General features: G+C 69.6%; 21 protein-coding genes, 4 tRNA genes and 1 pseudogene. 24 read left to right on the forward strand and 2 right to left on the reverse strand.

The genetic code is table 11. The features are described 5' to 3' along the window. The first annotated feature begins 25 nt into the window (after nucleotides 1-25). The 10 genes from AB0B98_RS20190 to AB0B98_RS20235 all read left to right on the forward strand — a co-directional run bounded on the left by AB0B98_RS20190 (nucleotide 26) and on the right by AB0B98_RS20235 (nucleotide 10,382). Complete coding sequence (locus tag AB0B98_RS20190) at nucleotides 26-586, forward strand: NADH-quinone oxidoreductase subunit J (protein ID WP_238667496.1); 561 nt, start codon at nucleotides 26-28, stop codon at nucleotides 584-586. Continuing rightward, nucleotides 583-945: an NADH-quinone oxidoreductase subunit NuoK gene (nuoK, locus tag AB0B98_RS20195; RefSeq protein WP_238667497.1), complete on the forward strand. Its 363-nt coding sequence runs from the start codon at nucleotides 583-585 to the stop codon at nucleotides 943-945. The genes AB0B98_RS20190 and nuoK overlap by 4 nt, the downstream gene beginning before the upstream one ends. Next, nucleotides 942-2,873: an NADH-quinone oxidoreductase subunit L gene (locus tag AB0B98_RS20200; RefSeq protein ID WP_357364444.1), complete on the forward strand. Its 1,932-nt coding sequence runs from the start codon at nucleotides 942-944 to the stop codon at nucleotides 2,871-2,873. Before nuoK ends, AB0B98_RS20200 begins: the two co-directional genes overlap by 4 nt. After that, nucleotides 2,870-4,378 (forward strand): NADH-quinone oxidoreductase subunit M, encoded by a 1,509-nt coding sequence (locus AB0B98_RS20205; protein WP_357364446.1) that lies wholly within the window; start codon nucleotides 2,870-2,872, stop codon nucleotides 4,376-4,378. The genes AB0B98_RS20200 and AB0B98_RS20205 overlap by 4 nt, the downstream gene beginning before the upstream one ends. Beyond that, nucleotides 4,375-5,874, forward strand: a complete 1,500-nt coding sequence (locus AB0B98_RS20210; RefSeq protein ID WP_357364448.1) for a proton-conducting transporter membrane subunit — start codon at nucleotides 4,375-4,377, stop codon at nucleotides 5,872-5,874. The genes AB0B98_RS20205 and AB0B98_RS20210 overlap by 4 nt, the downstream gene beginning before the upstream one ends. Before the next feature lie 115 nt (nucleotides 5,875-5,989). Then, nucleotides 5,990-6,865, forward strand: coding sequence for a zinc metalloprotease HtpX (gene htpX, locus AB0B98_RS20215; RefSeq protein WP_357364450.1), 876 nt, complete (start codon nucleotides 5,990-5,992; stop codon nucleotides 6,863-6,865). Between the two features lie 145 nt (nucleotides 6,866-7,010). Continuing rightward, nucleotides 7,011-8,270 (forward strand): MFS transporter, encoded by a 1,260-nt coding sequence (locus tag AB0B98_RS20220; RefSeq protein WP_357364451.1) that lies wholly within the window; start codon nucleotides 7,011-7,013, stop codon nucleotides 8,268-8,270. 189 nt (nucleotides 8,271-8,459) lie between these two features. Further along, nucleotides 8,460-8,987, forward strand: a complete 528-nt coding sequence (locus AB0B98_RS20225; RefSeq protein ID WP_357364453.1) for a dihydrofolate reductase family protein — start codon at nucleotides 8,460-8,462, stop codon at nucleotides 8,985-8,987. A 26-nt stretch (nucleotides 8,988-9,013) separates the two neighbouring features. Next, nucleotides 9,014-9,403, forward strand: coding sequence for a hypothetical protein (locus AB0B98_RS20230; RefSeq protein ID WP_357364455.1), 390 nt, complete (start codon nucleotides 9,014-9,016; stop codon nucleotides 9,401-9,403). 226 nt (nucleotides 9,404-9,629) lie between these two features. Then, nucleotides 9,630-10,382 carry a DUF1028 domain-containing protein gene (locus AB0B98_RS20235; protein WP_357364457.1) on the forward strand — a complete coding sequence of 251 codons (753 nt, stop codon included), beginning with the start codon at nucleotides 9,630-9,632 and terminating at the stop codon, nucleotides 10,380-10,382. Nucleotides 10,383-10,505: 123 nt separating this feature from the next. Here the strand turns inward: AB0B98_RS20235 and AB0B98_RS20240 are convergent, their stop codons facing one another. Further along, nucleotides 10,506-11,000 carry a YajQ family cyclic di-GMP-binding protein gene (locus AB0B98_RS20240; protein WP_091402478.1) on the reverse strand — a complete coding sequence of 165 codons (495 nt, stop codon included), beginning with the start codon at nucleotides 10,998-11,000 and terminating at the stop codon, nucleotides 10,506-10,508. Between the two features lie 147 nt (nucleotides 11,001-11,147). Here AB0B98_RS20240 and AB0B98_RS20245 point away from each other — a divergent pair. The 14 genes from AB0B98_RS20245 (at nucleotide 11,148) to rplA (ending at nucleotide 21,585) form a co-directional block, all read left to right on the forward strand. After that, nucleotides 11,148-11,231: transfer RNA gene (locus AB0B98_RS20245), tRNA-Tyr, on the forward strand. A 241-nt stretch (nucleotides 11,232-11,472) separates the two neighbouring features. Next, nucleotides 11,473-12,222, forward strand: coding sequence for a hypothetical protein (locus tag AB0B98_RS20250; protein ID WP_357364459.1), 750 nt, complete (start codon nucleotides 11,473-11,475; stop codon nucleotides 12,220-12,222). Nucleotides 12,223-12,860: 638 nt separating this feature from the next. After that, complete coding sequence (locus tag AB0B98_RS20255; RefSeq protein WP_357364461.1) at nucleotides 12,861-13,397, forward strand: hypothetical protein; 537 nt, start codon at nucleotides 12,861-12,863, stop codon at nucleotides 13,395-13,397. Nucleotides 13,398-14,603: 1,206 nt separating this feature from the next. Further along, nucleotides 14,604-17,075 (forward strand): EAL domain-containing protein, encoded by a 2,472-nt coding sequence (locus tag AB0B98_RS20260; RefSeq protein WP_238667615.1) that lies wholly within the window; start codon nucleotides 14,604-14,606, stop codon nucleotides 17,073-17,075. Nucleotides 17,076-17,168: 93 nt separating this feature from the next. Continuing rightward, nucleotides 17,169-17,241 (forward strand) — tRNA-Thr (locus tag AB0B98_RS20265). Nucleotides 17,242-17,265: 24 nt separating this feature from the next. Further along, a tRNA-Met gene (locus AB0B98_RS20270) sits at nucleotides 17,266-17,338 on the forward strand. A 132-nt stretch (nucleotides 17,339-17,470) separates the two neighbouring features. After that, nucleotides 17,471-17,638, forward strand: coding sequence for a 50S ribosomal protein L33 (gene rpmG / locus AB0B98_RS20275; protein ID WP_007073056.1), 168 nt, complete (start codon nucleotides 17,471-17,473; stop codon nucleotides 17,636-17,638). A 126-nt stretch (nucleotides 17,639-17,764) separates the two neighbouring features. Next, a complete protein-coding gene (locus AB0B98_RS20280; RefSeq protein ID WP_357364463.1) occupies nucleotides 17,765-18,211 on the forward strand; it encodes a MaoC family dehydratase N-terminal domain-containing protein in 447 nt (148 codons plus the stop codon). Nucleotide 18,212: 1 nt separating this feature from the next. Next, entirely contained in the window at nucleotides 18,213-18,605 is a 393-nt protein-coding gene (locus AB0B98_RS20285; RefSeq protein WP_357364465.1) for a MaoC family dehydratase, read from the forward strand. Between the two features lie 129 nt (nucleotides 18,606-18,734). Then, nucleotides 18,735-18,807 (forward strand) — tRNA-Trp (locus AB0B98_RS20290). A 214-nt stretch (nucleotides 18,808-19,021) separates the two neighbouring features. Further along, nucleotides 19,022-19,411: a preprotein translocase subunit SecE gene (secE, locus tag AB0B98_RS20295; RefSeq protein ID WP_030329860.1), complete on the forward strand. Its 390-nt coding sequence runs from the start codon at nucleotides 19,022-19,024 to the stop codon at nucleotides 19,409-19,411. A 38-nt stretch (nucleotides 19,412-19,449) separates the two neighbouring features. Continuing rightward, on the forward strand, nucleotides 19,450-20,172 hold the full coding sequence (gene nusG / locus AB0B98_RS20300) for a transcription termination/antitermination protein NusG (protein WP_238667527.1): 723 nt from the start codon (nucleotides 19,450-19,452) through the stop codon (nucleotides 20,170-20,172). A gap of 186 nt (nucleotides 20,173-20,358) precedes the next feature. Next, nucleotides 20,359-20,790, forward strand: coding sequence for a 50S ribosomal protein L11 (rplK, locus tag AB0B98_RS20305; RefSeq protein ID WP_091402426.1), 432 nt, complete (start codon nucleotides 20,359-20,361; stop codon nucleotides 20,788-20,790). A gap of 78 nt (nucleotides 20,791-20,868) precedes the next feature. After that, nucleotides 20,869-21,585 carry a 50S ribosomal protein L1 gene (gene rplA / locus AB0B98_RS20310; RefSeq protein WP_091402424.1) on the forward strand — a complete coding sequence of 239 codons (717 nt, stop codon included), beginning with the start codon at nucleotides 20,869-20,871 and terminating at the stop codon, nucleotides 21,583-21,585. A 21-nt stretch (nucleotides 21,586-21,606) separates the two neighbouring features. Here the strand turns inward: rplA and AB0B98_RS20315 are convergent. Further along, nucleotides 21,607-21,697, reverse strand: a pseudogene (locus AB0B98_RS20315) (hypothetical protein); the annotation flags it as partial.

Consider the following 21,697-nt stretch of genomic DNA (forward strand, 5'->3'; position numbering starts at 1 on the left):
TCGCCCGAGCCGGAAGGGCGCCGCGGTGACCGGCGCGGATGTGCTGCTGGTCGCCCTCGGCGCGGTGGCGGTGGGTGCCGGCGTGCTGGTGGTGACCACGAAGCACCTGGTCCGGGCCGGGCTCTACCTGGTGGTGTGCCTTGGCGCGTTGGCCGGTGACTTCCTGGTGCTCAGCGCCGAGCTGGTGGCCTGGGTGCAGGTGCTGATCTACGTGGGCGCGGTGGTGGTCCTGCTGTTGTTCGCGGTGATGCTGACCCGGGCCCCGATCGGCGCTTCCGACGACCTGGACCGGCCCGGCTGGCCGGCCGCGCTGATCGGTGGCGGCGCCGGGCTGGGGCTGACGGCCCTGCTTGTCGACGCGTACCGCTGGAGCACTGTCACACTGCCGCACGCCGGCACCGCCGAGCGGTTGGGCGAGCAGATCTTCCAATCCTGGGTGCTGCCGTTCGAGGTGCTCTCGGTGCTGCTGCTCGCCGCCCTGGTGGGCGCGATCGTGCTCTCCCGCCCGGACATCGGCCGAGCCGCCCCGCAACGCGACGGGCGGGCGGCCGACCTGGTCGACAGCGAGCCCGGGGGTCGCCGGTGAGGCCGGTCATCCCGTACGTCACCGCCGCGCTGCTGTTCGGCCTCGGCGTGTACGGCGTACTGCGCCGCCGCAACGCGGTGCTGGTGCTGATGTCTGTCGAGTTGATGCTCAACGCGGTCAACCTGATCCTGGTCACCGCGGACACCACGGCCCGCGCCGTGCTCCCGCATTCGGGGCAGGTCTTCGCGCTGTTCGTCATCGTCCTGGCCGCCGCCGAGATCGGGGTGGGGTTGGCGATCGTCCTCCAGCTCTACCGGCTGCGGGCGACGGTCGCAGTGGATGACGTGCCGTTGACCGAGTCGCCGGATCCCGTTGGTGGGCGCGAGCCGGCCGTCGGAGACTCGGAGGCGGTCCGGTGACCGGGCTGCTCGGGGCGCTGCTGCCCGCCGTACCGCTGGTCGCCGGGCTGCTCGGGCTCCTGCTGCCACCGGCCCCTCGGCGCGACAGCGCGACCGGCGGCGACCGCGCACGGACGGCCGCCGTGACGCTCGGCGTCGCGGGTGCTGCCGGTGCGCTGGCGCTGGCCGTCGCGCTGCTGCTCACTGTCGATGGGCCGATGGAGACGTCGGCCTCCTGGGTCGACTTCGGCGGGTTGGCGGTGACCCTCGGTGTACGGCTGGACGGGGCCGCCGCACTGGTCGCGGTGGCGGTCACCGCTGTCGCCCTGGCCGTGCAGGTCTACTCGATCGGTTACCTGCGGCGCGGTCCGCACGACGACGTCGACGTGGACCACCGCTACCCGCCCTACGCCGCCCAGATCAGCCTCTTCACCGGTGCCATGTTGCTGGTGGTGGTCGCCGGGGACCTGATCATGTTGTTGGTCGGCTGGGAGGTGATGGGCCTCTGCTCGTACCTGCTGATCGCCCACGACCGCCGACTGGCCGGCGCCCCCGCCGCGGCCATGAAGGCGTTCCTGGTGACCCGGGTCGGTGACGTGGGGTTCCTGCTCGGCATCGCGCTGCTGGGTGTGTCGACGGGCAGCTTCCGGATCGCCGACGTGCTCGCCCACGACCACTCCGGCGCGACCTTGACCGCCGCTGGCCTGCTGCTGCTCGCCGGTGTGGCGGGCAAGAGCGCGCAGTTCCCGCTGCACACCTGGCTGCCGGACGCGATGGCCGGCCCGACCCCGATCTCCGCGCTGATCCACGCCGCGACGATGGTCGCCGCCGGGGTGTACGCGGTGGCCCGGCTCTACCCGCTGTTCACTGCCGCGCCGGTGACGCTGACGGTGCTGGGGGTGCTCGGCGCGATCACGCTGCTGCTCGGCGCGCTCGCCGCCACCGCCCAGGACGACATCAAACGCGTACTGGCCTGGTCGACGGTTTCCCAGTTGGGCTACATGACCGGCGCGCTGGCGGTCGGTTCACCGTCGGCGGCGCTGTTCCACCTGCTCACCCATGCCGCTTTCAAGGCGCTGCTGTTCCTCGCCGCCGGCGCGGTGATCCACGCCGTCGGCACCACGCTGATGTCGGAGATGGGCGGGCTGCGGCGCAGCATGCCTGTGACGTTCTGGTGCACCGTGGTGGGCCTGGGCGCCCTGGCCGGGGTGCCGCCGTTGGCCGGGTTCTGGAGCAAGGACGGCGTACTGACGGTCGCCGAGTCGGCCGCGCTGGAGGGCACCGGCCCGGCCCCGTCCTGGGTCGGCTGGATCGTCTGGATCGCCGGGCTGGTCGGCGTGGCGCTCACCGCCTGGTACGCAGGTCGGCTGCTGCTGCGGGCCTTCTTCGGCACCCCGCGCCTGCCCCTGGTCCAGCCGCACGACCCGCCGGCGGTGCTGCGCTGGCCGGTGCTGCTGCTGGCCGTGCCGGCCGCGCTGCTCGGTCTGGCCGGGTTCGTCGGGGCGTTCGCCGACCGTCTGCGGTTCCCCACCGTCCCGGTGGCGGGCTCCGAGGACGGCCTGGTCCACCTGGGGTCGGGGGTGCTGCTGCCGCTCGCGTTCCTGCTGTTCGGCGCCGCGCTGGTGCTGCTGGGCTGGCGGCGCGACAGGGCCGCCGACCCGGCGGCCGCGCTGGGTCCGCTGCGGCCGGTCTTCGCCCGCGCGTTCCGGCTCGACGACGTCCAGCACACCCTTGTCGTACGCCCGGTCCGCGCGCTGGCCCGTGCCGCGCGAACGGGTGACGAGGTGGTGGTGGACGGCGCTGTCGAGGGCAGCGGGCGAGCCGCGTCCGGTCTGGGCGCGGGGCTGGCCGCGTTGCACCGTGCGGCGCTGCCTCGGGCCGCCACCGGTGTACTGGCCGGCGCGCTGCTGGTCGGGCTCGCCGCCGCCATCTTCGGAGGAATCCAATGAGCGTCGGGCAGGGGTTGCTGGTCGCGGTGCTGGCGGTGCCGGCGCTGGGTGCGGTTGCGGTGGCGGCGACGCCCCGGGACCGGGTGGCCCGGCTGGTCGGCACTGTCGCGGCGGCGTTGACCCTGCTGGCCGCGGTGCCGCTGGTGTTCGACCGTCGGGGCTGGGTCGTCTGGTCGGGCAACGAGCCGGCGGTGCGCCCGTGGCACCAACTGGACCTTCAGTGGGTGCCCGGTCTGGAGTTGCGCTTCCACCTCGGCGTCGACGGCATCTCCTGGCCGTTGGTGGTGTTGACCGCGCTGCTCACGTTGCTCTGCTGCGCGTACACGATGTGGCGGGTTCCGGACGGCGGCAGCGGCCGGGCGCTCGTCGCGCTGCTGCTGGTGGTGGAGGTGGGCATCCTGGGCACCTTCCTCGCCCTGGACCTGGTGTTGTTCTTCCTCTTCTTCGAGGTCGTCCTGCTGCCGATGTACGCGATCATCGCCGGCTGGGGTGGCGCGGAGCGGCGTCGGGCGGCCCGGAAGTTCGCGCTCTACACGCTGTTCGGTTCGGTGTTGCTGCTGGTCGGCGTGTACGTGGTGGTCGCCGCCGCCGGCACCGCCGACCTGGTGACGTTGACCGGTGGCGCGGGGATGTCCCGGGGTACCCAGTTGGCAGCGTTCACACTGCTCGCGTTGGCGTTCGCGGTGAAGAGCCCGCTGTGGCCGTTGCACTCCTGGCTGCCTGACGCGCACACCCAGGCACCCACTGTGGGCAGTGTCGTGTTGGCCGGTGTGCTGCTCAAGATGGGCACGTACGGCCTGATAAGGGTCGCGGTGGGGGTGGCGCCGGAGGGCGCCCGTTGGGCGGCGCCGGTGCTCGGCGTGCTCGCCGTCGCCGCGATCCTGATCGGATCGCTGGTCTGCCTGGCCCAGTCGGAGGTGAAGCGGCTCATCGCGTACTCAAGCGTGGGGCACATGGGCTTCGTGCTGCTGGGCGTCGCCACGCTGACCGCCACCGGCATCCAGGCAGCGTTGATCGGCAACGTCGCGCACGGGGTGATCACCGGCCTGCTGTTCTTCCTGGCCGGGGCGGTGAAGGACCGTACCGGCACGGGCACCCTCGCCGAGCTGTCCGGGTTGCGGGAGACCTCGCCCCGGTTGGCGGGTCTGCTCGCGTTCGCGGCGATCGCGTCGCTGGGCCTGCCCGGGCTGGCCGGTTTCTGGGGTGAGGCGTTCGCGGTGATCGCCGCCGTGCAGGTGGGCGGTCCGCTCTGGACCACCCTCGGGGTGCTGGCGGCGGTCGGTGGGGCGCTCACCGCCGCGTACTTCCTGCGGTTGTTGCGCCAGGTCACCCACAACCGGCCGAGCCCCGCCGTCGGTCGGGTCGGCCCCGGCCTGGCCGGTGCGGAGTTGACCGCCTGGGTGCCGCTGGTGTTGCTCGCGTTGGCCATCGGGCTGGCGCCGACGCTGGTCCTCGGCGTCGCCGAGGTCCCCGTCGACGCCCTGATCGGGGTGGTCAAGCCATGAACGTCGTGCAGAGCGTGGACAGCGTCGCGCTGCTGCCGGCCTACCTGGCCGCCGGCACGGCCGTGCTCGTGCTCATCACCGACCTGCTCGTGGCCCGGCCACGGGCCACCATCGCCGTGGCCGCGCTCGGCGCGCTCGGCACCGCCGTCGGCTCCGCGCTGGTCGGGATGAGTGCCGAGCGGCGGACGTTCTGTGTGGGCGCCGACTGTTCCTGGATCTTCGGCGGTCGGGCGGCAGTGGTCGGCGTGGTGGTCGCGCTGCTGACGCTGGGCGTGCTCGGGCTGTCGGTGCCCGCGCTGCGGGCCGGACGGTCACCGACCGGGGAGTACGCCTTCCTGTTGGCGTGCTCGATGACCGGCGGCGTGGTGCTCGGCGCGGCCGGCGACCTGATCACGCTGATCGTCGCGCTGGAGACGCTGACCCTGCCGCTGTACGTGCTGGTCGGCCTGCGCCGGGGGAGCCTCGCGAGCGCCGAGGCGGCGGTGACCTTCTTCGTGGTCAGCGTGGTGGCGACCACGCTGACCCTGCTCGGCGCGGCGTTGCTGTACGCGGTGACCGGTGGGCTGCACCTGGACCGGCTCGGCGCGTTGCTCGCCGAGCAGCCAGAGCTGCGGGACCTGCCGTTGACCACAGCCGCGGTGGCGGTGCTGCTGGTCGGTCTGGCCTTCAAGGTGGCGGCGGTGCCGTTCCACGCCTGGGCGCCGGCCACCTACGACGGCGCGCCACTGCCGGTGGCCGCGTACCTGTCCACCGCGTCGAAGCTGGGCGGCCTGGTCGCCCTGCTCGCCGTTGTGCAACGGGCGCTGCCAGCGGACCAGACCGGTCCGGTGCTGGCTCTGCTCGCCGTGCTCACCATGACCGTCGGCAACCTGGTCGCCCTGCGTCAGCGGCGGACCGTCCGGCTGCTCGCCTGGTCGTCAGTCGCGCAGGCCGGGTACATTCTCGCGCCGTTGGGAGCGTTGGCGCTGGCCGCCGGGCGCACTGACGAGGCACTGTCCGCCGCGTACGCGGCCGCCCTGGCGTACGCCGTGTTCTTCGTGGTGTTGGAACTGGCCGCGTTCGCCGGGGTGACAGCGCTGCGGCCGGCGGGTGCGAACGGCGGCACGTTGGACGACCTTCGCGGGGCAGCCCGGCGGCACCCGTGGCGGGCTGCGGCGTTCGGTCTCGCGCTGGTGGGTCTGGCTGGTCTGCCGCCGGGGCTGGCCGGCCTGTTCGCGAAGGTGACGGTGGTCCGGGCGCTGCTGGACGGTGGCGCGGCCTGGCTGGCGCTGGTGGTGGCGCTGAACGCCGTGATCGGGCTCGCCTACTACCTGCGGGTGACCGCCGCGCTCTGGGCGCCGAGCACGACGCCCGGCCCGGCCGCGGCGCTCGCCGGTGGCGGAGCGTCGGGCGTACCCGTGGTGGGTGTGGTGGCGGTGGTGCTCGCGGTGGCGACGGTGGCCGCCGTGGTGCTCGGCGTCGCCCCGCAGTTGGTGCTCGACCTGGCCGGTCGCTGACCCCACCTGGGCTTCGGTCTCAGTCAACTCTCAGCGTTGAGACGGATGGTTGGTGGGTACCGGGTTGTTACACCGGTCAGCGGATCCCGGCGATCCGTGCACCGAAGGAGACATCGTGCACCACAACCGTCTGAAGACCGCAGCGCTGCTTGGCCTGCTCAGCGCCCTGATCCTGGCGGTGGGCTACTGGTTCGGCGGCAGCGGCGGCCTGGTCATCGCCGTCGTCGTGTCTCTGGTCATGAACGGCGTCACCTACTTCTACTCCGACAAGCTCGCACTGCGCTCGATGGGGGCGCAACCGGTCACCGAGGCGCAGTTCCCCGAGCTGTACCGGATGGTCCGGGAGTTGGCCACCGACGCCCGGCAGCCGATGCCGCGGCTCTACGTCAGCCCCACCGCGCAGCCCAACGCGTTCGCCACCGGTCGCAATCCGCAGCACGCGGCGGTCTGCGTGACCCAGGGCATCACCGAGATCCTCGACTACCGTGAGCTGCGCGGCGTGATCGGGCACGAACTGTCCCACGTCTACAACCGGGACATCCTGATCTCCAGCGTGGCGGCCGGCCTGGCCAGCATCATCACCCTGCTGGCGAACCTCGCCTTCTTCATCCCGCTGGGCGGCGGGGACGACGAGGACCGACCCAACCCGGCTGTGCTGCTGCTCACCCTGATCCTGGGCCCGATCGCGGCCACTGTGATCCAGTTGGCGATCAGCCGGAGCCGCGAGTTCCAGGCGGACGCCTCCGGCGCTGAGTTGAGCCGCGACCCGCTGGCCCTGGCCAGCGCGCTCCGCAAGATCGACGCGGTGGCCCGACGTCGGCCGTTGCCGGCCCAGGGCCAGCTCACCAGCACCGCCCACCTCATGATCGCCAACCCGTTCCGGGGCGGCGGCATGGCGGCGCTCTTCTCCACCCACCCGAAGATGGAGGACCGCGTCGCCCGGCTGGAGCAGATGGCCCGCGACTCGGGGCCGGTGCAGTTCCAGCGCTGAACCGCTGATCCACCGCCTCCGCCCGTACCCGGCCGCGCCGGGTACGGGCGGATCGCTGTATCGGAGACTATTCCGCTGTCCTCCTGTCAGGCAGCGGCGTTAGGGTCATAACGGCTCACGCTCGTTACATCTCGGGAGGTTCACGGTGACCGCGCTGCGTCAGTACCTGGGTGTCTGGCGGATCCCCGGCGCGCCCATGCTGCTGATCACCGGCATCATCGGGCGGCTCGGAATCGGCATGACCCCGCTGGCGCTGCTCCTGGTCGTCGAGCAGGTGACCGGGCGCTACTCGCTGGCCGCCATCGCCGGCGGCATCTACGCCCTCGCCGGGGCCGCGCTCAGCCCGGTGGCCGGACGGATCGCCGACCGGATCGGCCCCAGCCCCGTCCTGCTGCTCACCGCCGTGGCTCACCCGCTGGCGCTCATCGGGCTGCTGCTGGCCAGCCGCTCCGGCGACGACGCGCTCCCCGTCATCTACCTGACCGCAGGCGTGGCCGGCGCCACCTACCCGCCGCTCAGCGCCGCCATCCGAGGCGCATGGAACGACCTGACCGGCCCCAACTCCGGCCGATACCACCTCCGCAACACAGCGCTCGCCGCCGAGACCACGCTGTTCGAAATCGTCTTCGTCCTCGGCCCACTGCTCGTCGCCGGCTTCGTCCTCGTCGCCGACGCGGCGGCCGCGCTGATCGGCGCGGCAGTGGTCACACTGGTCGGCACCACCGCCGTGGCCCTCGGCCGGGTCATGCGCGGCTGGCGTCCGCACCCACAGGAACACCACGCCCGTGGGCTCGGCCCACTACGGGTCCCCGGCTTCCCGGCCCTGCTGATCTGCGTCGCCGGCCTGGGCATCGCATTCGGGGCCGCCGGTGTGATCGTGCCGGCGTTCGCCAGCGACCACTCCACCGGCGACCCGGAGAGCCTTGCCGGCGTCCTGCTCGCGGTCTGGGGAGTCGGCAGCGCCCTCGGTGGGCTCTGGTTCGGCGTCCGCAAGCCAGCACCGAACATGACCCGGCAGTTCGCCCTGTTGCTCGCCGCGCTGGCCGCCACCTTCGCCGTGTTCGCGGTGATGCCCACCCCGCTCGCGCTGGGTGTCGCGCTGGTCGCCGGCGGGGCCACCATCGCGCCCGCGCTGACCCTGGAGAACACCCTGGTCGGCCGGATCGCCCCGACCGGCATGTTGAACGAGGCGTACACCTGGGTGGTCACCGTCGCGGTGGCGGCGAGCGCCGCCGGCGGCTCGCTGGCCGGCGTGATCGTGGACCACGCCGGCGGTGTCCGCTGGGCGTTCCTGTTCGCCGGGGCGGCGGTCGCCATCGGGGCCGCGGTCGCCGCACTACCCGCCGGGCCCATCGCCCGCGCGGAAACCGCAGCGGTACGCGCCGAACACCCCGTCCCGGTCTGACCTGCCGGTCTTCCTTCCGGCGGCCGTGCGGCTTCCGGTCAGCTTGATCCACCAGGCGGCCGTGCGCGCTTGATCCACGCGGCGGCCGTGCGCGCTTGATCCACTCGGGTTCCTGGAAATCGGGGTGTCCCTACGCGGCGGACACCCCGATTTTCAGGAACCCGGGTTCTGCCCGCCTACCCTGGGCTCATGGCCAAGCTTCTATATTCGGCGACGGCGTCACTCGACGGCTACATCGCCGGCCCCGGCGGCGACATGTCGTGGCTGAGCGACCACCTGGGCGGCGGAAACCCGACGGCGGAGCGCCTGCTCAACAACGTCGGCGCGATCCTGGCCGGCAACGGCACATTCGGCGGTGACGATCCCAACCGTGGCACCGACAGCGAAGGCGCGTTCGGCGGCCAGTACCACGGGCCGGTGTTCGTCCTCACCCACCGCCCACCGGCCGAGCCACCCGCGGACGTCACGTTCGTCGGTGACCTGCACACCGCTGTCGCCCAGGCCAAGGAGGCCGCCGGGGACCGGTACGTCAACATCCTCGGCGCCAACGTCGCCAAGCAGTGCATCGAGGCCGGGCTGCTCGACGAGGTCCTCATGTTCTTCGCCCCGGTGCTGCTCGGTGACGGGGTGCGCATGTTCGACCACCCCGGCGGCACCAAAGTGAGGTTGGAGTCGCTGCCCGGCGAGACCGAGCACTGGTACCGCGTCGTCTACTGAGGCCACGTACGGATGGGGCGAGCCACATGGAACACGTCGACGACCCGGATCGAGCCATCGGCCTGCGCATGACCACCCGGCAGTGGCGCCACCTGGATGGCGCGGTCGACAGCGAGGTCAGCGTTGCGGCGGAGAGCGGCGATCCTCACCAGCTCGTGCAGACAGGGTCAGGCATCCGCGAAGCGGGATGGGACCAGATCGCGCACTGGACCCCCGGTGTCGCCGGCTCGGGGAACTGGCCGACCGACGACGAGGAAGTCGCCGTCAAGCTGTCGCGCAGACAATGGGAGCTGGCTGCCCAGTGCGCCGCGCACTGGGCCGCTGTCGCCGGCGACGTGGGCCACGAGCAGGAAGCGGCCGTGCTGCGCTCTGTCCACGCACTCGTGGTCCACGGACTCCGTGCGGAACCAGCCTGACCAGCGGGGCGAGCCGACGCACAGGGCGACGACCACCGCGTCGACGGTGACCTCGACCGGGCCGCGCCTCCTCGGTCTGGCGGTTGTCCCGGTTCGCTTGCCGGGCGCCGACGCCGGCCCGGGCAGTTGATGCTGGCGAGCGGATGGCGCGCAAGCCGAGGTCCCGGGCGACGGCAACCAGGCGGCCTCCGGGCATGCCGGGAGTAGGTCCGGGTACCTCCCAGGCGTGACCTTCTCGATCGCCGCACGTTGCCGGCGTACCAGCCAACTGGGGGTGGGAGCCCTGACAGCCAGACCTGCGGTCGGCAAGCTCGTCGCACACGTCCATTCGGGCGGCGGTGCGGTGGCGACCCAGGCCACCCCCAATCCGTTTCTGGCCTATCACGGCCTGCCGTTGCTCGACGAGGGCCGCTCGCCGCAGGAGGTCCTGACCGAGCTGCTGGCCCATGACCCGGGCCGGGAGGTGCGGCAGGTCGGCATGGTCGATCGCCACGGCCGCTCGTACGCCTTCACCGGCTCCCGAACAAAGGGCTGGGCCGGACACCGCACCGGGCCGGGTTACGCCGTGCAGGGCAACCGCCTGGTAGGCCCGCAGACCCTCACGGAAATCATCCGAGTGTTCGAGGAGAGTGCCGAACTCGACCTGGCGGAGCGGCTCGTCCTGGCCATCGGGGCCGGCGAGGAGGCCGGCGGTGACCGGCACGGCGCGCGTTCGGCGACCGTCGTGGTGATCGGGGACCAGCCGTACCCGCTCTGGGACGTGCGAGTCGACGACGCCGAGCATCCGGCGCGGGAACTGCACCGGCTGCACGGCGTCTTTCGGGAAGAGGTGTTACCGACCATCAGCGGGATGCCGACCCGCGACGATCCCATGGGCGAAGCCGCCCGGCAGGCGCTCGGGGCGCAGATGGTGGGCAGGACACCGGCAAACGCCGTCCACCAGCAGACAGCAACGCCGGGAACCGACGAAGCCCTGTGAGTAGGCGTCCGATGCATCCAGCGGTCCCCGGTCTCGCCGCACCCAGCCAGGCCCCGCGCCTGCCTGACTTCGATGTCGTAGAGCCCCGGCTGGTCGGCAGCGGCTTGGGCGGCGGTCGCCGTCCTACCTGTAGTTGTTGAACTGAAGGGCGACTCCGAAGTCCTCGCCCTTGAGCAGCGAGATGACCGCCTGCAGGTCGTCGCGCTTCTTGCCGGTCACGCGCAGTTGGTCGCCCTGGATCTGTGCCTGCACGCCCTTGGGGCCCTCTTCGCGGATCTTCTTGCTGATCGCCTTGGCCTTGTCCGTCTCGATGCCCTGGATCACCTTGCAGTCGATCTTGAAGATCTTGCCCGACGGGCGCGGCTCCCCGGCATCCAGCGACTTCAGCGAGATGTTCCGCTTGACGAGCTTCTCCTTGAACACGTCCAGTGCGGCGCGGACGCGCTCCTCGGTCTCCGCCTGAAGACCGATCGCCTCCTCGCCAGACCAGGAGATCTCAGCGCCGGTGCCGCGGAAGTCGAACCGCGTCGCAAGCTCCTTCTCCGCCTGCCGAAGGGCGTTGTCGACCTCCTGACGGTCAACCTTGCTCACGATGTCGAACGACGGGTTCGCTGCCATGTTTCTGCTCCTGCTGTCCGGCGGTCTGGGCCTGCCGTCGGCCGCCGACCAGCGGCACGACCCCCTGACCGTACCCGGTTGCGTAGGTGCCGGGGGGAGCCGCTATCCTTGCTTCCGCCGCCGCGTTACGACGCGGTGGGGTGCCCTGGCGGGTTGCCCGAGCGGCCAATGGGAGCGGACTGTAAATCCGTCGCGAAAGCTTCAGAGGTTCGAATCCTCTACCCGCCACCAGGGAACGGCAAGGCCCTTGACCTGCGGAAATGCAAGTCAGGGGCCTTCGTCGTCTCCCGCCTGCTGTTGACCTTGGTTGCCCTTCGTTGTCCAGCCCATCGGGCACGCAACGGGCACGGCGTCTGTTCGTCGCTCCTCGGGGGTTTGGGTGAGTTGGAAGCGAGTCGCCGGTTTCGTTGCCACGACCGACCCGCTTAAGGCATACGGCGGGGTCAGGCTGGCTGAGGAAGCGCTTCGCTCCATGCATGATCAGTTCGTGCGTGGTGAGGTGCCGATGAACGGCCATCACGACAGCCTGCTTCCGATCCGCACCCGGAATCTTGTTGTGTCATTACGACCGACGGAGCGGGGCGGCTTGGGGCTCTGGTTGGAAGTGGATGTTCATGAGGACGACTGGGAGAGGTCGGGCTTGGCTCGGGGGTGGTCCTACTCCGCCCAAGAACATCTCCGACCAGAGGAGTGGCCGACGCCATCTCAGCCGGTCGTCTCCGTCACGATTGCCGCTGGACGCTTCGCCAACGTTGATCTCGTTGCGGCTCTCCAACTCATAAATCGCGACTTCCCGGTCACCGGCTCCCGGCTGTTTCAGTTCTCAGCCCTTCCTCCGGCTCGCATCATCGTTGAGATGGGCTGGCCGGTGCTGGTGGCGCTCGGACCGAATCTCGCGGCCTCCGCCATCTGGGATGGCCTTAAGCTGCTCGTCCTCCGTTTTCAGGTACGCAAAGATCGGGCGCGTGAGTCGGGCACCGGTCCAGTTCCTATCGACAAGCCCATCGTGGAGTTCCATGTTGCTGGCGGGGATTTCCGGGCCACAGCTGCTGTCAGGACAGACAACCCCGACGTTCTCCAGAAGGCAATGGAGGCGTTGAGCGACAGCATCAAGGTTGCAGCCGCCCGGCTGCCGGCACCCGCTGCTGGGAACGAGACTCGGCCACCCTCGGTTTATTTGGGTTACGACGATGAGGGACAGGGCTGGAAGCAGCCGCACTGAATGCGGATCTCCTCGTCGGGCAGTCACCGACCGATCAGTCTCCCCGGACCGGGACAAGGTGGAGCGCCCTGCTGGACGAACGACCTTGGCCCGGTCCGGGGAGACTGATAGCCCTTGCGGTGCCCGACGAGGTGATCCGCCCCGGCATCTCTGAGGAGGGCCGGGGCTCGGGGCAGCGCCTTGAGGTCTTAAAAATCTTGTGTCCGTCACCGTGGCCGGCCGGCCCGGCCGATGCCGGCCGGAGGTAGCCAGCAGGCCGGGGCCGGGCCGGCGCGGCCCGCTTGCGGGCCGCCTTGACCGGGCACGGAAGGCCGAAGATCATTCCGGAGGGGCACGCAACGGGCACGCGGGGGAGCCTGGGCGGGCCAGCCAAAACCAAAACCGGCCCTGAACTGTGCGTATAGACATCGACAGCCTTGATAACGAGCAAAACTGTAAATCCGTCGCGAAAGCTTCAGAGGTTCGAATCCTCTACCCGCCACCAGGTGCGAAAGAGGCCCTGACCAGCGTGAAAGCCTGTCAGGGGCCTCTTTCGTGAGTCCCACTCAGTCCCGCTTCAGCCCGCTCAATCTCGCTGGCCGTGTCGTATACGTGTCGCCAGCCGACGCTGGGTAGCGGCGCGGCTGCACCATGGTCGGATGGCATGGGAGTGGTTGCCCCCGGCAGGGACAGTTGCAGCATCAATAGTCGGGACAGTCGGCCTCGTGGCCGTATCAGTGCGCGCCGCCGCTGCCGGCAGGCAAACGCAAGTCGATGTTGCCAAGGTCCAGGCTGACGCAGCGTTGACGAAAACTCTTCTTGACGAAAAGCGTGCGCTTTACGCCAAGTTTCTCGGTTTGGCGGACACCGCCAGGAACAAGGTCGCTGACGAGCGTAAGCGCAAAGCCGCTCTCGTCCAGCTGGTTGGGCATGACGAGTCGGACGGTGACGAGGTTGAGCTTGAGGGTGAGACGGCTGACGTGGAGTGGTCTGCTGAACTCAACGAGCTACTCACCGAGATGTCTGGCCTACGCATGCAGATCATGATCCTTTCCGGTCCTGAGATGGCCCGCAAGGCGGGCGACCTCTTCGCCGTCGTGCGCGACTTCGCAAGGCGCAAGGCCACCGAAAGCGACGTCATGGTTGAGTTGGTCGCTGTTGGAGATGCGATGCACGTGGACGCAACCCAGCCCTAGGCTGTGCCTACTCGGTTAGGTGCTCGCCTAGAGCGGCCTCGATCCGGCGAGCTGTTTCCTCCTGGCCGTAGACGTCCAACGCGAGTCCCTTGTCGACACCGGGACGCTGTGGTGGCTGACCGTTGCCGTCACCTCGTTCGCCCGGTGGTGCTGGGAGTTTCGGGCGGTTTGAGGCCACGGCCCAGGCGGTTGGCCGAGCCCCGCCGCCGGTATCGGTTCCGGTCGGCTTCACCACGTTCCCGGCTGAGGTCTTGGCCGCTTCGCGGAGCTGGCCGAGTCGGTCTACCCGGCCTCTCGTACTTCAACGAAGTTGACCGCGGCGGCCACTTCGCGACCGCGGCGGCCACTTCGCGACCGCGGCGGCCACTTCGCGACCGCGGCGGCCACTTCGCGACCGCGGCGGCCACTTCGCGACCTGGGAGAAGCCGTGTGGAGTTCGCCGATCGGTCGCGAAGGCTACAGAGTCTCGAACCGTCCGTCTCCGGCGGTGATAATCGAGAGACTCCGATCCTATGGATCCGAGAGGATTGTTGTGTTCAACTGGTCACCGGTTGCGAACCCGGCCAACCGGCGCCCGTCGTCCTGGGGAGTTTCGGTGGTCGGGAAGGTCCGGTGCCGCCCATACCTGCCGGCTTTGCGTTCGCGGCGGGCTTTGCTACTGGAAGCGGCTTCCATGACGTAGATCCAAATTGTGGCTATAACTTGAACACGCATCATCTGCGCGTCTCCTGGGACCAGCCAACGACCTTGCAGGGCTTCCGTCGTTGAAGCGTTCGGGCCGGCTGGACGGGCCTGCGCCGCTCAGCCGTCCGACCGCTTTGCGGGCTGCCTCGTGTGTGGCACCATCGTGGAATCTTGCCTTCCCGACACCCCTGCCATGAGGAGCACACGATGTCTGGTCAAAGGCTGGCCCGGCGGGTCGGCATGGTGTTCGCAGCACTGGCTTTCGTTGTGATGGCAGGCGGGGCTTCCGGAAGTTTCGGGGAGTTCCAGGCTTTTGACTACGTCTGGACGGCACCGCAGCGCTAGCCGAGGCTGGTGACACCACTGTCGTATCGGACGGTGTCGTCAGCTTCGTTTCCGGCCGTGCGTCCTTCGCAGCAGTGACCGGTAAGGAGTGGGATGGCTGGCCGCCGGTCCGCGTCGGGTGGCTCGGGGTCTCCTCGGCGCCCGGCCCAGTACGCATGGTTCATCACCGGCCCGTTGATGTTCCTGGCCGTCGTCTTCTCGATGACGATCGGGCTGGTGACCCCGAACCGGCCGCACCCGTCCGGGTCCTGGGGGCTCGCCGCCGTCCTGCTGGGCGTGATGGTGATCGCCGGCCTGCCGATGCTGAACTTCGTCATCGGGCGGCAGTCCTTCGGGGTGCGGCTCGTCGAGATCCCGCTGGTGCCGGCGTTCGTCTTTCTTCCGCCGTTGATGGTCGTCCTGGTTTACACCCTCTCCACGCTGATAACCCACCTGCGGTACCGCTTCGGGGTGGAGAAGCTGGCCTTCAACGTCGCCAACGCCGCCGCTGCCGTGTCGCTGGCCGGCCTCGTGTTGCTGGCGCTCCCACCGGTTGTGGGTGTCGGACCGCGGACGTGGGGAGTGCTCTTCGCGTCCGTCGGCACCGTCGTGGTGTCGACCCTCGCCGGCGTGGCCGGGGTGATCGCGATCATGCACGGCCGGCATGCCGCGCTGGGTGTGCTGCGCAGCGGCTTGCCGTCTCTGCTGGCCAACGGTGTCAATCTCGTAGTCGGGTTGATCGTCCTGATCGCTGTGGACAGCACCTGGTGGTCGGCCGTGTTGATCGTCGTGCTCGGGGTGGCGCTCGCGAAAGTCTACCGGTCGTACGAGCAGTTTTTCCGGCAGCACCGGACGCTCGGCGACATGTACGAACTCACCCAGGCGATGACCGCCAACGGGCAGAGCGGCAACCTGGCTGACGTTCTCCTCGGTCGGATCCGGGGGTTGATGCAGGCCGAGTACGCGACGCTGTGGTTGCCAGCCCAGGGGCGTCACCCGGAGGTGATGCTGACCGCGCGGGTCGACGACGCCGGCCTGTTGGACACGTCGCCGACGCCGGTGGTCGTTCGCGAGGAGGCCCGCCGTCAGCGTCGCAGTCTGGCAATGGGTGTTCGCCTCGGCGACGAGGAGAGCCTGCGAGGGTCGCTGCGCGCCACCGGTGTGAAGGACATCATCGTGGTGCCGCTCTACTCGGGTCAGGCGGTGATCGGCACGCTCGAGGTGGTCAACCGCCTCAGCGACGTCGGTCATTTCACCCCGGGCGACATCCCCGTCTTCGAGACGGTCGCCGCTCATGCGGCCGTGGCCCTGGAGAATTCGCGGTTGGTCGACCGGCTTCGGCACGACGCCCACCACGACACGTTGACCCGACTGCCCAACCGGCGGCGGATCACCGGAGCGCTGGACGAGTCGGTCAAGATCCGGGCACCGGGCGAGGTGGTGGCGCTGCTGCTCTTCGACGTCGACGGGCTGCGCCAGGTCAACGAGTCCCTGGGGCACGCGGCCGGGGACAAGGTCCTCACCGAGGTCGCCACCCGGTTGCGGGCCAGCGCGCCGTCGTCGGCTCTGGTTGGCCGCGCCGGTGGGGACGAGTTCCTGGTGACACTGCGGTTGGAGAGCGCCGAGGCCGCGCTTGAGCTGGCCGCCCAACTGCGCGACCAGATCCGCGACGAGATGGTCTTCGACGCGCTCACCCTCGACGTGGACACTGCCGTCGGGGTGGCCGTACACCCGGATCATGGCAGCGACGCGGCGACCCTGCTGCTCCGGGTCGACCTCGCCGCCACCGCGGCCAAGTCGGTGCCGGGCAGCGTGCAGCTGTTCAATCCCGCACTGGAGTCCCGTTCACTGCGCCGGTTGGGTCTGGCCGGCGATCTGCGCCGAGCACTGGACCAGAACGAGCTGGAGGTCTACTTCCAGCCCAAGGTGACTCTGCGGGACCGGCGCCTGGTGGGTGTGGAGTGTCTGGCCCGCTGGGAGCATCCGGCGCACGGCACTGTCGCGCCCGAGGACTTCGTGGCGGTGGCCGAGCACACCGGCCAGTTGAGCCGGCTCACCGAGGTGGTGCTCCGGGAGGGCCTTCGGCGCAGCCGGGACTGGGCGCTGGCCGACCAGCCGCTGCCCATCGCTGTCAACCTCTCGGCTCGGACGCTCATCGACAGGCACTTCCCGGACCGGGTCCAGGAGTTGTTGACCGAGTACAAGGTGCCGGCGCAGCGCCTCACCCTGGAGATCACCGAGTCGGGGGTGCTGGACGGCACGGACCGGCCGATCCCCACCCTGCAACGGCTACGGGATCTTGGCGTACGGCTGTCGGTGGACGACTTCGGCACTGGTGACTCGTCTCTGGCGCACCTGCGCCGGCTGCCGGTGCACGAGGTGAAGGTGGACCGCTCCTTCGTGCAGGGCATGGCGACCGACCCGGGGGACCTGGCGATCGTCAACGCGGTGGTCACGCTTTCCCAGCAGTTCGGCCTGGCGGTGGTGGCCGAGGGGGTGGAGAGCGAGTTGACCCTGGAGCTTCTCCAGGACATCGGCTGCGAGATCGGGCAGGGTTTCCTGTTCAGCCGGCCGCTGCCGTACGAGCGGTTGGCCGCCTGGTTCGGTGCCCAGGTCGAGCCGGAGACGACCTCGAACGGGGAGCTGCCGCGCCTGCGTGTCGTGCCCTGAACAGGGCGCGGACGATCACCGGGGATCCGATTTCACCTGTCGACCCGGGCCGTGTACTCTTACTCCTGCGCGCCCCACGGGGAGATCGCGCAGGCCCCCTTAGCTCAGTCGGCAGAGCGTCTCCATGGTAAGGAGAAGGTCTACGGTTCGATTCCGTAAGGGGGCTCGAGGGTTCAGCTGGACCCATCGCAGCGGTGTAGCTCAGATGGTAGAGCAAGCGGCTCATAATCGCTGTGTCGCCGGTTCAAGTCCGGCCACCGCTACTCTCGTCTTCCGGGCTCGTTGCCGGTGGTCGTAAGAATGGGCGCTTCTGGCGCCCACTTTGCATGTCCGCGCTGTCAGCGTCTAGGCTGGCGCGTCGTAGTTGTTTCCGTTAGCGAGGAAGGCACTCCGCCGTGGCGAAGGCTACCGATGTCCGGCCGAAGATCACTTTGGCGTGTGTGGAGTGCAAGGAGCGCAACTACATCACGCGCAAGAACCGGCGCAACGACCCCGACCGCATCGAGCTGAAGAAGTTCTGCCCGCGTGACGGTCGGCACACGGTCCACCGCGAGACCCGCTGACTGCTGGTCGGCCTCAGGGCCGGCCGTTGTCGAAGCTTTCCGATCGCCGATCTGACCGGTTTGGTGCGGCTCCGCCGCCGCCTACCGATCAGGTCGGCGATTGGGCTTTCCGTGTAGGTTCGCGGCATGCCTCTGGACCCTTCCTTCGTCGGCCGGACGTATCCGCCGACCGCCCCCTACCAGGTGGGCCGAGAAAAGATCCGCGAGTTCGCCAGCGCCATCGGTGCCACCGACCCGGCTCACCACGACCCGGAGGCCGCGCGGGCGCTGGGTCACCCCGACGTGGTCGCTCCGCCGACCTTTCCGGTGATCGTGACGATGGCCGCGAGCAGTCAGATCATCGGGGACCCGGCCCTGGGTGTCGACTACAGCCGCCTGGTGCACGGCGACCAACGGTTCGCGTACACCAGGCCGGTGGTCGCCGGCGACGAGCTGGTCTGCACCAACACCATCGAGGACGTCAGCACCAGGGGTGGGCACGGCTTCCTGACCACGCGCACCGACGTGAGCACCGTCGGCGGGGAACCGGTGGTCGCGGTCTGGGCCAGGTACGTCATTCGCGGGGAGGCCTGAGATGGAGTTGCCAGCACAGACGTTTCAGGTGACCCGCGCGGACCTGGTCCGCTACGCCGGCGCCTCGGGCGACTTCAACCCGATCCACTGGAGCGACCGGGTCGCCACCACTGTGGGTCTGCCCGGGGTGATCGCCCACGGCATGTTCACCATGGCGTTGGTCGGCCGGGCGGTCACCGAGTGGGCCGGGTCGCCGGACGCGGTGGTCGAGTACGGCGTGCGTTTCACCCGACCGGTGGTGGTACCCGACGACGACCAGGGGACTGAGATCGAGGTGACCGCGCGGGTCCGCGAGGTGACCGAGGACGGCCTCACCCGACTCGAGGTGACCGCGACCTGCCTGGGTGACAAGGTGCTGTCGCAGGCGCGGGCAACCATCCGGACGGCGCGCTGAAGCGAGCCCGCCACGCGTGGCGGAGAGACCGGTTGGGAAAGTCGGGCGGCTACCCGTACACTGGTCCGCCGTGGGGCAAGTGACCCCTGCTCGGTCGTCTGTGGCCGCGTGGGGCGAGTGTTGCCACATAGGGGTGTAGCTCAATTGGCAGAGCAGCGGTCTCCAAAACCGCAGGCTGCAGGTTCAAGTCCTGTCACCCCTGCGCCTCAGGCCTGACCGTTCCCGTGGGTCGCGCCGCCAGCTTGGCGGCGTCCGGCCCGTGGTGGTGGCATCGGCGGGGTGGCTCCGAGGCAATCGGGGCCCTCCGGGCGATCCACCGGCCGCGGCCCGTCGCGGGACGGTTGGGTCCGGCCGGCGTGACCAGCGCCGCGTACGCCACTCGGCGTGCGACCCCAGATTCCGCGACGGAGGGCGAAGTGGCCGACAACAAGCGGCGCGACGACGACGGCGACGATCGTCTGGACGACGAGATCGTCGACGACGTGGCCGACGACGACGCCTCCGGCGCGGACGAGCCGGTTTCCCGGGGGGGCACCGCCACGCGGTCCCGTGCCCGGGCGGAGTCGGCGGACAGCCGGCCGACCACGCGGTCGGAAACGGGTCGGGTGGGCGTCTTCGGCCGCATCGCCCGGTTCTTCCGCGAGGTCGTAGCTGAACTGCGTAAGGTCATCTGGCCGACCCGCAAGGAGTTGCTGACCTACACCGCCGTGGTGGTGGCGTTCGTCGCGGTGATGCTGACGATCGTGGGTGTGCTGGACTTCGGCTTCGCCAAGGTCGTGTTGTTTGTCTTTGGCAACTCGGACTGACCGGCTGCCTCCAGCCATAGTGACGGAAGTGAGCGAGCGTGCCTGAGTACGACGAGACCGCCGGACCGGTGGACGAGCAGTCCACGGTCGCGACGGCGGCTGGTGACGAGTCGGTTGAGGCCGCCAGCGAGCCGGAGTTCCCTACGACCGAGCCCGCCCCGGACGAGGACTACGACCCCGTCGCGGAGCTGAGGCAGAAGCTGCGCTACGCGCCAGGTGACTGGTACGTGGTGCACTCGTACGCCGGCTACGAGAACAAGGTCAAGACCAACCTCGAGACCCGGATCACGAGCCTCGACATGGAGGACTTCATCTACCAGGTCGAGGTGCCGACCCGGGAAGAGGTCGAGGTCAAGAACGGTAAGCGTTCGCAGATCCAGGCCAAGGTCTTCCCGGGTTACATCCTGGTTCGGATGGAGTTGACCGCCGAGTCCTACTCCTGTGTCCGGAACACTCCGGGTGTGACCGGCTTCGTCGGCGCGACCGACAGGGCCGACCGGCCTGCTCCGCTCTCGCTCGACGAGGTGCTGAAGTGGCTGGCGCCGGCTGTCGAGACCGAGCAGAAGAAGTCGAAGCCGGAGATCAAGGTCCTCGACTTCGAGGTGGGCGACTCCGTCACCGTCACCGACGGCGCGTTCGCGTCGCTGCCGGCCACGATCAGCGAGATCAACGCCGACCAGCAGAAGCTCAAGGTGCTGGTGTCGATCTTCGGTCGTGAGACTCCGGTGGAGCTCAACTTCAACCAGGTCGCCAAGATCTGATTGGTCGTCGGCGGCGGGCCCGACCCGCCGCCGACGTCGGCGTACGCGCTCTCGCTCGACCTCGGCGGACGAGTGGGCTGCGGCCTGCGCTACTCTTGAATGTCGCCGCTGTCGCACCGCGCTGACCGTGCGCGCCCGAGGGCGGCGACAGCCGCATTTTCCCAGCTCCAAGCCCCAGGAAGTGACATGCCTCCGAAGAAGAAGCTCGTCAAGACGTTCACGCTTCAGTTGCCGGCGGGCCAGGCCACGCCGGCGCCGCCGGTCGGCCCCGCGCTCGGCCAGCACGGCGTGAACATCATGGAGTTCTGCAAGTCCTACAACGCGCAGACCGAGTCTCAGCGGGGCGACATCGTCCCCGCCGAGATCAGCGTGTTCGAGGACCGGTCCTTCACGTTCGTGCTGAAGACCCCGCCCGCTGCCCGGCTGCTGATCAAGGCCGCCGGTGTGCAGAAGGGTTCGGGTGTTCCGCAGTCCGAGAAGGTCGGCTCGGTCAGCCGCGCCCAGCTGCGTGAGATCGCCGAGAAGAAGATGGCCGACCTCAACGCCAACGACATCGCCCAGGCCGAGAAGATCATCGCCGGCACCGCCCGGTCGATGGGCATCACCGTCAACGACTGACGTCGGCCCCGGCCTTCGACCCGACAGTGGGAGGGCTCGCGCCGAGCGGCCCGCCAGAGACCACAGGAGTAATCAGTAATGCAGCGCAGCAAGAGCTACCGCAAGGCCGCCGATGTCATCGACCGGTCGAAGCTCTACACCCCCACCGAGGCCGTGAAGCTGGCCAAGGAGACCACCAACGTCAAGTTCGACGCCACGGTCGAGGTCGCCATGCGCCTCGGCGTCGACCCCCGCAAGGCGGACCAGATGGTCCGCGGCACGGTCAACCTGCCGCACGGCACCGGCAAGACCGCCCGCGTGATCGTGTTCGCCAGCGGCGCGAAGGCCGAAGAGGCCGCCGCCGCGGGTGCGGACGAGGTGGGCACCGATGAGCTGGTCGCCCGCATCCAGGGTGGTTGGCTCGACTTCGACGCGGCGATCGCCACGCCGGACCAGATGGCCAAGATCGGCCGGATCGCGCGGATCCTGGGCCCGCGCGGTCTCATGCCGAACCCGAAGACCGGCACGGTGACCATGGACGTCACCAAGGCGGTGCAGGACATCAAGGGCGGCAAGATCACCTTCCGGGTGGACAAGCACTCCAACCTGCACCTGATCATCGGCAAGGCCTCCTTCACGGAGACCCAGCTGGTGGACAACTACGCAGCGGTGCTCGACGAGGTGCTGCGCGCCAAGCCGTCCGCGGCCAAGGGCAAGTACCTCCGCAAGGTCATCCTGACCACCACGATGGGCCCGGGCGTCCCGGTCGACCCGAACCTGGTGAAGAACCTTCGGGAGGACCAGGCCGACGCCTGAGTCGACAGTTCGCTCCGCCGCGAGCCCGGTGGACAGGCCCTTCTTCTTCAGCACCGACTTCAGCGCGTGGTAGACCTCCGCGCCCGAGCGCAGCGCCTCACGGAAGGTGGGC

This window comes from Micromonospora sp. NPDC048947, assembly GCF_040649495.1.
Taxonomy (GTDB): Bacteria; Actinomycetota; Actinomycetes; order Mycobacteriales; family Micromonosporaceae; genus Micromonospora; species Micromonospora alfalfae.